Raw genomic sequence first — 14,156 nt, forward strand, 5'->3', positions numbered from 1 at the left:
GTGAGGCAGCGCGCATGCCAAGGGCGTATTGCGCAGGGAGGGAGCAGGGCCGGAGGCGCGCTGCCGGGGGATTCGGTCGCGGCGGTGGCGCCGCGACGCTAGCGGCAGAAGCCGTCGATGCAGACCCTGCCGTCGCTGCAGGGCGTCTCGGGATCACACTCGCCGCCGAGGTTCTCGCTCGATCCGCACACCTGGTGCACGCCGGAGAACGTCGTCACGGTCCTGCACTCGCTGAGCGAGGGCGACTGGCTGTCGCAGGCGTTCGGGTTCGGCTGCTCGCACGAGATGTAGCAGCTGTGATGGAGGCAGATCGACCCCGGCGCGCAGACGTCCTGCACCCCGTCCTCGCCGCACACGAAGTTGCTCGACTGCTCCGGGACGCAGCCGTTCTCGACCCAGGCGTAGCCCTCGGGGCAGTCGCCGCCGTCGCTCCTCGGGACGCAGGCGCCGTCGACGCAGACGGCGGAGGGGCCGCCGCAGTCGTCGGTGATCACGCAGGGCTGCGCAGGCTGGGAGCAGACGCCGAGGTCGGTGTCGCACCGGTAGCTGCTGGGGCAGTCCGCGTCGTCGCTGCAGGCCGGCGTGCATTTGCCCTCGACGCACCTGTCGTCGACCGGACACTGGGTCTGGTCGAGGCACTGGTCCTGAGGCGCGGTGCAGACGCCGCTCACACAGAGGTAGTCCTCGCCGATGCCGGCGCAGTCCTCGTCGGCGCCACACGCGGCCGGGGTCGCCGGCACGCACGTCGCGTCGGCGCCGTCACCCTCGCAGACATACCCGTGGATGCAGCCGAGGGGCTCGCCGCTCGGAAGGACGTCATCGCAGCTGCCGGGCTGACACGTGCCGTCCGGGGCGCAGGTCTCGCCCTGGGCGCAGTCGTCCGGGTTGCCGCAGTACACGGTGCCGCTGCCGGCTCCGCCGCTGCCGCCTTCCCCGGAGGAGCCGCTCGCGACGCAGGAGGCGGTGAGGTCGTCGGCGACGACGCACTCGAAGCCGGCGCTACACCCCCACGTCGTGCAGTCGCCGACGTGGCAGGCGTTGTCCTCGCCACAGGTCTCGTTGATCCCGCAGTCGGCCGGCACCTCGCAGCCGTCGGAGATGCTGGGTCCGCAGTCCTCCGCATCACAGAAGTGGCTGTCGGCGTCATCGTAGATCGGGCAACCCGCGAGGAGGGGCGCCAGCACGCTCGCGAGACCCAGCAGAGTAAGTCGCTTCATTCACCGTCTCCCGAAGGCATTCGGCCGCCCGGCGTCGAGGGGCGGCGCCCTCGCGCGTGACGGTCGCGACCGAACGAGCGTAGCAAGGGACATGCCCTGCACAAGCTCGGCAAGGCGCCGCGCATTCAGGCCGCGCGCGCGGCCGCCGTGAAGCTGCGTTCACGTCGGCATGTGGCCCGCGTGCGCGTCGGTACGCGGCGACGCGCCTTCGTGAGGCGGCTCCGCCGCGTGAGGCCGCTTCGCTGGCAGGCCAAGGGGCGCCGGCGACCGGGGGAGGCTCGCCGGCGACCGGGGAAGGCTCGCCGGCGACTGGGAGGCTCGCCGGCGACCGGGGAAGGCTCGCTGGCGACCGGGAAGCTCGCCGGCGACCTGGGAAGGCTCGCTGGCGACCGGGAGGCTCGCCGGCGACCGGGGAAGGCCCGCTGGCGACCGGGAAGCTCGCCGGCGACCGGGGAAGGCCCGCTGGCGACCGGGGACGATGGAGCGGCGCGCGACAGCGATGGAGCGGTGCGGCGCGACGCCTTGGGGCGCGCAGGGGAACCCGTGCTACCGTTCCGCCGAGTTCCGGGCGGCCACCTCCGAACGAGGGAACCCCGGCAGGCGGACGCCTGGGGGCCAGCCGTTCGCGAGGACACGGGGACCGGTCGAGCAGATGGATGTCACCTGCGAGCGTTGCAGCACCGAGTACGAGTTCGACGACGCGCTCGTGTCGGAGCGCGGCACGTCGGTCAAGTGCACGAACTGCGGCTACCAGTTCAAGGTGCGCCGCACCGACGGCACCCTCCCGGAGAAGTGGGTGGTGCGCACGCTCGGCGGCAGGGAGCTCGAGTTCAGGATGCTCCGGGAGCTCCAGGCCGCGATCTCGCAGGGCCAGATCACCCGCGACGACGTGATCTCGCGCGGCAACGCCAGGCCGCGGCGGCTCGGGTCGATCGCGGAGCTGGAGCCGTTCTTCAAGGGCCCGGGCAGCGTGGTCATGGCCGGGACCGCGCTGGGCATCGGCGGGCCCTCGCCGCTGCCCAGCCGTTCGAGATCGGTGACGCCCCAGGGGCTCGGCGGCCCAGCGCCGGCGCAGACCGACGGCTCGGTCGCGATCCCGCTCCCGCGGGCCGAGGGCAGCGCGGAGGTCGCCCCCGAGTCCATCCACGACGCCGAGACGATCGTGCGGGAGGTGCGGGAGATCCAGTCGGGCAGGGAACGGCCCTCGCCGCGCCGCGCGACGATGCCCGCCGTCTACGATGAGGCCGGCGCCCCCGCGCGGGCGATGCTCAAGCCGAACGCGCTGCCCGGGGTCGTGGTGCCGCCGGAAGAGGCGCCGCCGCTGCCGGACGGGCACCCCGCGCGGCGGCCGGAGCCACGGACGCTGCGCGGCGCCGGGGTCGCCGAGGCGCGCCACGGCAGCTCGAGGCCCGGGGACGCGGGCGCCGACTCTCAGGGGCGGGCCTCAGGGCCCGTTCCGCTGCGGATCCCGAACAGCGTCCCGCCGCCGCGCGCAGAGCCTGCGGCGGCGTCGGCGGGCGACAGCCAGGGAGAGGACGGCCCGATCGCGAGGCGCGGCGGGGAGCGCGCCGCGCGGCACGCAGGGGCGCCGGCGCACGAGAGCGCGCCGGTGGAGCCCGAGGGCCGTTCCTTCTACGCCGACGACACGGACGGGGATACGCGCATGACCGCGCTGCCCACGCGGAGGACCGGGATCGCGCGGTGGGTCGTCGGCCTCATCGTCGTCGGCCTCGCGGTGGTGAGCGCCGCGACGCTCGGGCCGAAGTACCTGAAGCCAGCGGTCCAGGCGCCGCCGGTGACGCGCGACGATCGCGTGCCGACCCTGATCGAGGAGGCGAAGCGGAGCCTCGCGGAGGGGGAGATCGAGACGGCGAGGGACAAGCTCGTCAAGGCGAGCGCGCTCGCCGAGGACGACCCGCGCGTCGCCGCGGAGCTGGCCCAGCTCGAGACGGTGAACGCGGAGATGCGGTGGCTGCGGCTGCAGCTCCTCGCCCCGGAGGACCCGGATCTGGAGGCGATGCGGCACGAGCTGAAGACCGCGCTCGAGCGCGCCGGTAAGGCGATCGAGCACGCGCGCCGCGTCGCGCGGGAGGACGCGGGGGTGAAGCGCGCGGCGATCGATCTGCACCGCATGCAGGGGGATCTCGCCGCCGCGCGGGGCCTCGTCGGCACGATCTCGGCCGAGAGCGCGCAGCCGGAGAACGCCCTGACGCTGGCCGCGCTCGATCTCGCCGAGGATCACCCGAGCTGGGCCGCGGTGCTCCCGCGGCTCCAGGCGGCGACGAGCAGCGAGCAGATCCCCGGGCGGGCGCGGGCGCTCCTCGTCTATGCGCTCGCGCGGTCCGGCGACCTCTCTCTCGCGCGCGCCGAGAACGATCGCCTGCTCACCATGAGCCGGCCGCACCCGCTCGCGCACCCGCTCCGGGCCTTCATCGATCGCCTCGAGAAGGCGCCAAGCAAGCCGGACGGCGGCGCCGCGCCGGCCTCGAGCGCGCGTGGCGAGGGCCCTGCGGCCGGCGCCCCCGACCCGAGCCCCTCGGCCGCGCCGGCCGCGTCCGTTCGCCCCCGCCGCGCGCCGGCGCCGGACGACGGCCGCGTGCCCGACGACTACGTCGCCCCGGGCGGCAGCCCCATCGACACGAGCGACCTCCCCGGCGTCCACGTGCCGCCGGGCGCGACCGCGCCGCAACCGGAGATCGATACCTCCGACCTGCCCGGGATAAAGCATGAGTGAGCGCCGAACGCGACGAAGCGGGTGGGCCGGCGTCGGCGTCCTCGCGGTGGCAGCGTCGATGGCAGGCTGCACCGGGAGAGAGCGGGCAGCGTCGCTGCCGGCGCCCGCCGCCGGGGGGATCGAGGAGCCCGCGGTCGTCGAGATCGATCTCTCGCGCGGGCTCCCCGAGAGCGCGTCGGCGTCGATCTTCGGCCCGCCGAGCAGCAGGACGCACGTGCAGCTCGTGCGCTCGCTCGGGTCGCTCTCCGAGGCCGAGAGCGCGAAGGGCTTCCTCGTGCGGCTCGGGACAGCGCGCATCCCGTTCGCGCGGGCCCACGAGATCGGCCGGATTCTGGGCGACGTCCGCGAGGCGGGGCGGCCGGTCGTGTGCCACGCGGACGAGTACAACAACGCGTCGATGCTGCTGGCGGCCGTCGCCTGCAGCAAGCTCTGGCTGAGCCCGGCCGGGCAGGTCGACACGGTGGGGATCGCGGCGCAGCTCGTGTTCGCCAAGGGGCTGCTCGACAAGCTCAACGTGGACGTCGATTTCCTCCAGGTAGGGAAGTTCAAGGGCGCGAGCGAGCCGTTCACGCGGGAAGGGGCGAGCCCCGAGGCGCGTCAGTCGCTCGAGGCCGCGCTGGGCGGGCTCCGTGAAGCGTGGCTGTCGGCCATCGTGGAGGGGCGCGGCAAGCAGGAGCTCCGCGAGGCCCTCGAGGACGGCCCGTTCGCTCCGGAGGCGGCGAAGGCCAGGGGGCTCGTGGACGAGCTCGGCGACGTGGAGGCCGCGCTCGAGGACGCGAAGAAGCTCGCCGGCACCGAGCGCTCGGTGCCGCGCTTCGGCGGCGCCGGACGCGACCCGAGCCTCTCGAGGAGCCTCGTGGACGTGTTCCGCTCGGTCGCCGGGGCGAGCTCGCTGGGCACGCCGCACGTGACGGTGGTCCCGGCGATCGGCGGCATCACCATGACCGCGAGCGGGGTGCCGCTCGGGTCGTCGGACGGGATCGGCGAGCGCGAGCTCGGGCGGGTGATCGCGCGCCTCACCGAGGACGCGAGCACGAAGGCGGTCGTGCTCCGGATCGACTCGCCCGGCGGATCCGCGCTGGCGTCGGATCTGCTCTGGCAGAAGCTGATGCGGCTGCGGAAGGAGAAGCCGCTCGTCGTCTCGATCGGCGGGATGGCCGCGAGCGGCGGCTACTACCTCGCCTGCGCCGGCACCAAGATCGTCGCCGAGCCGACGAGCGTCATCGGCTCGATCGGCGTCGTGGGCGGCAAGTTCGCCGTGGGGAAGGCGCTCGCGGACATCGGGATCAACGCGGAGACGGTCGCGGCCAACCCGGATCCGGAGCGCGCGGCGCGCGCCGCGTACATGTCGGCGCTCACGCCCTGGGACGAGCCCACCCGCGCCCGCGTGCTCGCCTCCATGGAGGCGGTTTACGATCTGTTCCTGAAGCGCATCACCGAGGGGCGGAATCTCCCGCTGGAGACGGTCGCGCCCTCGGCCGAGGGGAGGATCTTCGGCGGCGCCGAGGCCCACGGGCGCTCGCTCGTCGATGAGCTCGGCGGGCTGGAGCGGGCGATCGCGCTCGCGCGCGAGCTGGCGAGCCTGCCCGAGGACGCGCCCGTCGAGGTCGAGCAGGACGATGGAGGGCTGCTCGAGCTCCTGGCCGCCGGCGACGAAACCGCCGAGAGCGGCGACGCGCGTACCCCCGACCGCGCCGCGCTCAAGGCGCGCGCGCGGGAAGCGATGGCGGGCGCCCTCCTGCCCGAGTGGCTCGGCGTCGCGCCGGAGCTCGGGACGTTCGCCGCGTCGATGGCGCCTCTTCTGGCCGGAGAGCGGGCGCTCACGGTGTTACCGTTCGCGGTGACGCTCCGGTAAGCGCGAGAATCGCACCGGAAGTTTGGCCTTGTACCTCGGTCGTTCTGGTAGGCTGAGCGGCATCAGCATACCCGAAGCGGGTCGCCGAAATGAGCTCTTCACCTCCGGATCGGGCAGCATCAGCGTCGGGTGTGCGGAGGGCGCCGCAGTCGCTGGAGCTGATGGAGCCTGCGGGGCCCGCCTCTGCGGGGCAGCTCCTCATCGGAGGGAGCCGGGCGGTCGCGCCGGTGTCGCGCCACCGCGGCCCGCGGGCTGAAGAGGCCTACTGGCGCGCGCGCGTGGACGAGCGCCGCGCCGCCGGCGACGCGCAAGGCGAGCGCGAGGCGGCCCTCGCCCTCGCGAGGATCCTCGCCGCGCGCGGCGTCGAGGTCGACACGGCCGCGGCGCTGGCGCGCCGCGCGCTCTCGCTGGGCGACGATCCCGCGACGAGGAGCGAGCTGGCCGGCTGGCTGGCGGGGCTGGGCGAGCCGGCCCTGGCCGCGGCGGCGCTGCGCGGCCTGCGCGACGACGCGCAGCCGCCCGGCGCGACGGCGCGGCTGCTCGTGAAGATCGCCGTGCTCCTCGCGCGCGCGAGCGACGTCGATGGCGCGGTCGACGCCCTCGAGGAGGCCAGCGAGCTCGCCCCGGACGACGCGATGGCGAGCGAGCTGCTCGGCACGATCTCCGCCTGGGCGTCGGACCAGGTGCTCCCGGAGGTCGCGGCGAAGGCGTACCTCGAGGCCGCGAAGCGGCGCGAGGCGGCGCGGGAGCGGGAGGCGGCCTTCGAGGATCGCCTGCGCGCCTTCGAGATCGCCCCTCACGACGACCTGGCCGCCAAGGCGATGGCCGCCGCGCTGTTCGTGCGGAGCAGGCACGGCGCCGCCGACGAGGTGCTCCGCGCGCACGCGGACGCGCTCGCGGCGCGGGCGCAGAGCGGCGCGGCCGAGGGCGCCTCGTTCCTGCAGCGCGCGAGGGAGGTCCACGGTCACCGGCTCCAGGGCGCGACGAACGAGGGCGACTGGGCGCGCGCCGTCGGGTGCGTGCTCGACGCTGGGCTCGACGCGGAGGTCGACGGCGACGCCGCCCGCGAGATCGACGAGGTGCTCGAGCAGGCGGGGCTCCACGAGCTCGTGGCCGCGCGGCTCGAGATCCGCGCCGAGCAGCGGAAGGGGGCCCCGCGGGCGGAGGCGTACGCGGCGCTGGCGCGGCTCTTCGCCGGCCCGCTCGCGAGCCCCGACCGCGCGGTGGAGGCCTGGATCGAGGCCGCGGCGAGCGACGGCGGCAACGCGGCGGCGCGCTCCGCGCTGCGCGAGCACGCGGCGACCCTGCACGACATGGCGCCCCTCGTCGAGGCCCTCATCCGCATCGGCGAGGGCTCGGATCCGAGGGCGAGGGAGGACGCGGCGGGGCGGATCGACGCGCTCTCGGAGCTCGCGCGCCTGGCCGAGGAGAAGATCGGCGATCCGGGGCTCGCGCAGTGGGCGTTCGAGGCGCTGAAGAGCGTCGACGGCGACCCCGAGCGCTCCGCGGCGGGTCTCCAGCGGATCGCGGAGCGGCTCAAGGCGCAGGACGAGGCGCTCGCCGCGGCCCAGCGCGCGCTCCGCAGCGCGGACACTGCGGAGGCGCGGATCGACGCGCTCCGCCGGCTCGTCGTGATCTACCGGGGCCGCCCCGCCGCGCGCGCCGCCTACGAGGAGGCGCTCGTGGGGCTCTCGCGGGCGCTGCCGACCGACCGCGGCTGCCTCTTGGCGCTCGATCGGCTGAGCCGCCGGACCGGGGGAGGCGCCGCGTTCGACGCCCTGCTCCGCGCGCGGCTGGCCGAGGCGACGCGGCCGGCGTCCGCGGAGGGCGAGGCCGCGCGCTCCGCGAGATCCGAGGCGATCCGCGCGTCGTCCTTGACGCGGGTCGAGCTCGCGCGCGTCCGGCTCCTCTTGTCGGCGATCGCCCGGCGGCAGGGCCAGGACGCCCGCGCCCTCGACGAGGTGCTGCCGCTGCTCAGCGACGCGCCGGGGCACCGCGGCGCCGCCAGCGTCGCGCTCGTGCTGGCCACGCGGACGGGGCGCCCGCGGGAGCGCGCCGACGCGATCGTCCAGCTCGCGGCGCCGGTCTGGCCGGCGCTGCGCGCGGTGCTGCTCTCGCTCGCCGCGGCGCTCTACGAGCGGGTCGGCGAGGCGGCGCTCGCGCGCGATATCGCTGTGCTCGCTTGCGAGGCCGATCCGTCATGCACCCGCGCCGTGGCCACGCTCGCCTCGACCCTCACGGCCGATCTCGCCGCCGCCGCCGGGGCGGGCGAGGCGCCGCCGTTCGAGGTGGACCGGGCGGTCGCCGCGGCGATCGAGCGCTCCATCACGACGGTGTTCCCGCGCGGCGCGCTCTGCGACGGCCTCGCGAGGGCGCTCGAGCTCCTCGGCGAGCTGCCGCTCGCGCTCGCGTGGACGCAGCGCTGGCTCGCGCTGCGGCCCGGGTCCCCTCAGGCGACCGCGGAGCTCATCCGCCGCGCCGCGGCCGCGGGCGACGCCGCCCGGCTCTCGGACGCGCTCGCGTGGATCCTGGCGCAGCCCAAGCCGCTCGGCGAGATGGCGGCCGCGCTCGCGAGCGCCCTGCACGCGCTCTACGACCTCGACCCCGAGCGCGGCACGGCCCTCGCGAGGCGCTCGCTCGACGTCTTCGGCCCGCAGAACGCGCTCCTGCGCGAGCGGCTCCTCGAGCTCGCGCGCCGCGCCGGCGATCCTCACCTCGCGGTGACCGTGCTGGAGCGGTGGCTGGCCGTCGAGATCACCGCGGCGCACGCCGTCGAGCTCATGCTCATGCTCGCCGACTGCCGCCTCGACGGCAGCGACCCCGACGGGGCGGCGCGGGAGCTCGCGCGCGCCGCCGCGGCCGGGGCCGACCCGCAGGAGGTCCTCGCGCGCGTCCATCGCCTCGACGCGTGGCTCCTCGACGCGAAGGGGCTCGGCTCCGACGGCGCGATCGCGCTGGCCGAGGCGAAGGCGAGGGCGCTCACCGCGCACGGCGGCGACGCGGCGGAGGAGGCGGCGGCCGCGTGGCGCGAGCTCGGCAGCCTGCTCTGGGACCTCGCCGAGGACCATCGCGGCGCCGAGCGGGCCCTCTTCCGGGCGAGCGAGGTCGCGCCGAGCGGCGGGATCGAGCGCTACGCGCGGGACATGTGCGAGTTCGCCGGCGTCGAGGCGGCCATCGAGGCGCTCGTCGCCCGCGCCGCCGAGGTGCGGGGCGGAGTCGAGGCGCCGCCCGCCGGGGAGGAGGGCAGGTGGTCGGGCGACGTCGGCCCCGAGCGCAGGCGGCGCGCCAGCCTGCTGATCGAGGCCGCGAACCTCGCGCACGAGCACGGCCTGCCCGAGCGGGCGCTCGCCGCGGCGGCGAGCGCGATCGAGCTCGATCCCCTGCGCGCCGACGCCGTCGCGCTCGTCGAGAAATCGGCGGACGCCGACGGCGGCGTCGCCGTCCTCGACAAGACCTACCGGCTGCTCGCCGACGCGGCCCTGGGCTGCTATGGCCGCCGCGCCGCCCACTACCGCGCGGCGCGGCAGCTGGAGCGGCGCGGCGCGTTCGACCTCGCGCTCGCGCACGCGGTGGCCAGCTTCGAGGCGGTGCCCACCGAGGGCACGTCGTACGTGCTGCTCGCGCGGCTCGCCGAGCACGTCGACGAGCCGTCCGAGGCCGTGCGCGCCCTCGAGCGGGTGGCGGCGGCGGCCGACCCGGCGTCGCGCAACGCGTGGCTGAAGCGCGCCGCGGCCCTCACCGGCCGCACCGAGGAGGGCCTCCGGCTGCGCCTCGACATCCTGCTCCGCGCGATGGTCGTGCGCCCGGATCCGGCGATCGTCGAGGACGTCGGCGCGGCCATCCGCGATCTCGTCGCGCACACCGGGCAGCCCGAGGTCGAGGCCATCCGCTTCGACCGCGCGGTCAAGGCCAGCATCGCCAAGCTCGAGGGCCCCGAGGGGGCTCGCGCGGGGCTCGCGATGGCGCGCATCGCCGTCGAGGTCCTCGACGCGCCCGCGCTCGCCCTCGCCGCGATCGAGCGCGCGATGCTCGCCGACGGCGACGTGGACGAGTTCCTGACGCTCCTCGACGTCGTGGGCGAGCTCGCGCGCCAGACCGAGCCGGCGTCGCACCTCGTCGCGGCGGTGTACGCCGCCGCCATGAGGCCGCACTCGAGCGTCGGCCCCGGCCTGCTCCGCTGGGCGAGCAAGCTCGCGGGCGCGCTCAACGTGCCGCCTGTCGCGGCGGCGCTCCTGGTCGAGGCGGCGCGCCGCGCGCCCGAGGACGACGCGCTCGCCTACGAGGCGGAGGCCGCGGTCGAGTCGAGCGGCGACGAGGCGCTGAAGCGGTCGCTGGACGACGCCCTGCCGGTGGCGCGGCGCCTCGAGGCGCTGCTCCACCTCGCCGACAAGCACGAGCGCGAGGGCCAGCGCGCCGAGGCCACGGTCGCCCTGGAGCGGGCGCTCGCCGGCGGACAGCTCCAGGCAGACGCGCGCACCGAGATCGTCACCCGCCTGCGGCGGCTGTACCTGGCCGAGGGGCGCAGCGGCGACCTCGAGGCGCTCGTGCAGGCCGAGCTCGCGCGCGTGGACCTGCCTGGGGCGGTCCGGCTCGAGCTCACGCGCGAGCTCGCGGGCCTCCTCGCGGCCGGCGGCGATCTCCACGGCGCGCTGGAGCTCCTCCTCGACGCCGCGCAGAAGACCCCGTTCGACAAGGCGCACCTCGACGAGCTCATCCGGCTCGCCCGGCGCGCCGACGACCGCCGGCTGCTCTTCGACGTGCTCACGCGCCTCCAGGACGCCTCCGCCGGCGACGCGGAGCGGCTGCTCGTGCTGCGCGAGCTCGCGCCGCTCGCGCAGGAGCTCGGCGATCGTGGCGCCGCCGTGGCGTTCTACGAGGCGATCGCGCGGCTCGACCCCGCCGACCTCTACGCCCTCGAGGTCGTCGAGCAGGACGCGAGCGACCGCGGCGATCACGCCGCGGTGGCCGCCCTCCTCGCGCGCCGCATCGAGGCCGCGCCGCTGCCGGACACGCGGCGCGCGCTGCGGCTCCGGCGCGCCGCCCTGCTCGAGCAGCGCCTCGGCCTGCTCGACGAGGCGTGCGCCGAGCTGGAGGCCCTGCTCGAGGCGTCGCCGGACGACGTGAGCGCGCTGCGGTTCCTCGCCGACATCCACGAGCGCCTCGGGACCCCGCTCCGCGCGGCCCCGCTCTGGTGCCGGCTCGGCGACCTCGCGACGACCACCGACGAGCGCGCCGAGTACAACCTCCGCGCGTGCAGCAGCTACCTCGCCGGCGGGGACGTCGAGTCCGCGAAGGACACGCTGGAGAGCGTCGCGCGCATCGCCCCGCGCGAGGCCGTGATCGAGCTGCGTGTGGAGATCGCCCGCCGCGAGGGCGACGGCCACGCGCTCGCCGCGGCGCTCGATCAGCTCGCCAGCGCGTCGCGCGACGCCCCCGATCGGCGCGCGCAGCTCCTCGTCGAGGCGGCGCGCGCCACCTCGATGCTCGGCGACGACGTCACGGCCCTCGAGCGCGCCCGCCGCGCCGTGAAGCTCGCCCCGGAGTCCCCCGACGCCGTCCTCGAGGCGCGCCGCATCGAGTATCGCCTGCGCGGCACCGGGACGCCGCGCGACGCGCAGGCCGCCGTGGAGGAGCTCGGCCGCATCGCGCCGCGCCTGCGCCCGGCGCACGTCGATCTGCACGCGTTCCTGCTCGCCGAGACGCTCGACGTCATCCAGGGCCACGGCGCGGGCATGCGCGAGCTCACGCGGCGCCACGCCGAGGTCGGCCCGAGCACGCTGGTCGCGCTCGGCATGGCGGAGCGCCTGGCGCTGAAGCGGAATTTCTCGGCCGCGCTCCCGCTGTTCGAGCGCGCGCTCGGCGGCGATCTCCAGGGCATGCGCGCCCGCGGGCGGGTCGCGCTCGCCGCCGCGGAGACCGCGCAGAACGCCGGCGACCTCGAGGCGGCCGCGCGCCTGCTCGAGGAGGCCGCGGCGGAGCCGGAGACGCGCGCGCTCGCGCTGCGCCGCCAGCTCGAGCTCACGGCGGCCCGCGGCGAGCCCGAGGCCGCCCGGAGGGCGCTCGAGGAGCTCGTCGCGCAGAGCTCGGGGATCGACCGCGCGCGCGCGCTGATGCAGCTCGCGCGTCTGCACGCGTCGACCGATCCGGATCGCGCGGCGCAGATCCTCGCCCAGGCCACGGTGCTCGCGGGCTCGGATCGCTCGCTGGGCCTGAAGATCGCCGAGCTGAACGCCGAGCTCGCCAGCGAGCGAGCGACCTTGCCGCCCGAGGAGGTGCTCCACGCCCAGGTCCGGGGCGCCGCCGCGGAGCCGGTCCTGGCGGCACCCGAGGCATCGCCCAGCGCCCCCTCGGCGGTGGGCGGCGCCGCGCCCGCGAGCACCCGCGCGCCCGCGAGCGCCCGCGCGCCGGCGAGCAGCGGGCCCGCGAGCACCCGCGCGCCGGCGAGCAGCGGGCCCGCGAGCACCCGCGCGCCGGCGAGCAGCGGGCCCGCGAGCGCCCGCGCGCCGGCGAGCGGCAGCGCGCCGGCCTCCGGCGGTCCGCACCTCGATCTTGTCGAGCTCAACGATCCGCTCGACGAGTCGCTGATCGCCGCCGATGCTTCCCAGGCCCCGCCGCCTGCGCTCTCCGACGACGACCTGCTCGATGGTCCGGGGGCCGCCGCGCCCGCGCGGGCGCCCGCCGCCGGCGCGGCGCAGGGCGCCGCGGAGGGCAGCGCCGTGCGCGGCGGCGCGCCGTCGGGCCGCGCCGCTGCGGGCGCGCCGCTCGCCGCGGCGCCGGTCTCTGCGCCGACGTCGATCCAGCCGCCCTCCTCGGCGACGCGGCTCCTCACCTCGTGGTCGCCGTCCGCGGCCGAGAGCTTCGAGGAGGCCGCGCTCTTCCGCGAGCTCGCCGCGGGCTCGTACGAGGCTGGCGAGCGGCTCATGAAGAGCTTCGCCCCGCGCGACGATCGCTCCCGTGAGGCGCTGGCGGTCCGCCGGATGCAGGCCCACCTGCGGCTCGGCGACCGGGGCACCCTCGAGCGCCTCCAGGCGGCCGCGATCGCCGACAAGAACATGACGTATGCCCGCGCCATCGAGCACGTGCTGCGCGCCTTCGAGGGCGACGAGGCGTCCGATCATCGCGGCGAGGGCTTCATCGCGCCCCCGCTCCTCGCGGCGCAGCGCGACGCGCCGGAGCTCGTGAGCGCCCTGCTCTTCCGCGACCTCGAGTCTCCGGTCAACGAGGCGCTCGCGATCGTCTGGGAGACCGGCCTCTATCGCCGCGACGCAGGCCAGGCCGGGCTCGTCGCCTCCGAGCGGGTCCAGCCGACCTCGCCCACGATCCTCGGGGAGATCTACGGCGTCGTGGCCGGTCACCTGGGCCTCTTGCGCACCGCGCTCTACCACCAGCGCGCCCCGTCGCCGGCGCCGTCCTCGCCGGAGGGCCAGGTCGTCCGGGTGAACCCGCCGGCCGTGCTCCTGCGGGGCGAGGTCCGCGAGGACACCCCCGAGCTGCGTTACCTGCTCGGCGCGCACCTCGCCGGGGCCATGCCCGATCACGTCCTCGCGAACACGAGCACCGAGGACGAGCTCCGCACGCTCCTCTCCGCCATCGTCGCCGCGTTCGGACCGCTCGAGGCCACCGCGCACAGCACCCGCGGCAACCCCGCCGTGGTCCGGCTCGAGCAGAACCTCTGGCAGCTCATCCCGCCGCGCGCCGAGCGTCGCCTGCGCGAGATGTGCGACAGCGCCAGCAAGATGACCTACGAGGGCGCCATCAAGACGACCCGCACCGCGATGCGCCGCGCGGGCCTCTTCGCCGCGGGCAGCGTCGCCACGGCGGTGCGCGCGACCATCAAGGAGCGCGGCCTGGAGCTCGCCGTCCCGCTGTCCAGGCCCGAGGGGCTCGCCGCCGCGTGCGCGGCGCACCCGGAGATCGCCGATCTCGTACGCCTCGCGACGCGGATGGAGTACGCCGAAGCGCGATGGCAGCCCGGCACGGTGCCCTCGCTCCGGCGTGTCGACGCGGGGAGCTCGCGCTTCCGCGCGGGCACGTGAGCGCCGACGCCGCGGCCGCCCCGACGTCGGTCGCGGCGCGCCCTGCGGCGCCGGCGAGCATGTCGCACCCCGTCCTACCCGAAGCCGCTGCATGCGCGCCCAGGCGCCGCCCTGGCGCGGCGGTTGCGGCCTGGCCGCATCGGCGCTCCGAGCTCGACGCGACACCGCTGTCACAGCCGTGCCGCGCCCTGCGGACCGCGCTGCCGACAGGACGCACGCCGCGCGCTGCCCGGAACACCAGCGGCTGGTTGGCACGAACATCGCCTTCTCTTCGTACCGTGATTTTTTCCTGCGCCTGCTCGGGTGCGGACCCG

The 14,156-nt window shown here is 76.4% G+C and carries 4 protein-coding genes; 3 read left to right on the forward strand and 1 reads right to left on the reverse strand.

The genetic code is table 11. From position 1 onward, the window contains the following. Positions 1-98: 98 nt before the first annotated feature. Positions 99-1,217 (reverse strand): hypothetical protein, encoded by a 1,119-nt coding sequence (locus WMF24_RS46145; RefSeq protein ID WP_437733858.1) that lies wholly within the window; start codon positions 1,215-1,217, stop codon positions 99-101. 652 nt (positions 1,218-1,869) lie between these two features. Here WMF24_RS46145 and WMF24_RS46150 point away from each other — a divergent pair. The 3 genes from WMF24_RS46150 to WMF24_RS46160 all read left to right on the forward strand — a co-directional run bounded on the left by WMF24_RS46150 (position 1,870) and on the right by WMF24_RS46160 (position 13,842). Further along, positions 1,870-3,951, forward strand: a complete 2,082-nt coding sequence (locus WMF24_RS46150) for a zinc-ribbon domain-containing protein (protein ID WP_437733859.1) — start codon at positions 1,870-1,872, stop codon at positions 3,949-3,951. A 58-nt stretch (positions 3,952-4,009) separates the two neighbouring features. Beyond that, positions 4,010-5,806, forward strand: a complete 1,797-nt coding sequence (locus WMF24_RS46155; RefSeq protein ID WP_437733860.1) for a S49 family peptidase — start codon at positions 4,010-4,012, stop codon at positions 5,804-5,806. 131 nt (positions 5,807-5,937) lie between these two features. Then, positions 5,938-13,842 (forward strand): hypothetical protein, encoded by a 7,905-nt coding sequence (locus tag WMF24_RS46160; RefSeq protein WP_437733861.1) that lies wholly within the window; start codon positions 5,938-5,940, stop codon positions 13,840-13,842. Positions 13,843-14,156: the final 314 nt, after the last annotated feature.

The sequence above is a fragment of the Sorangium sp. So ce1335 genome (assembly GCF_051521615.1).
In the GTDB taxonomy this organism is placed as follows: Bacteria; Myxococcota_A; Polyangia; order Polyangiales; family Polyangiaceae; genus Sorangium.

Excerpts from the sequence above, each read along its gene's own strand:
- WMF24_RS46155 (WP_437733860.1), top strand. The coding sequence starts at position 4,010 with ATGGCAGGCTGCACCGGGAGAGAGCGGGCAGCGTCGCTGCCGGCGCCC.
- WMF24_RS46145 (WP_437733858.1), bottom strand. The coding sequence starts at position 1,217 with ATGAAGCGACTTACTCTGCTGGGTCTCGCGAGCGTGCTGGCGCCCCTC.
- WMF24_RS46150 (WP_437733859.1), top strand. The coding sequence starts at position 1,870 with ATGGATGTCACCTGCGAGCGTTGCAGCACCGAGTACGAGTTCGACGAC.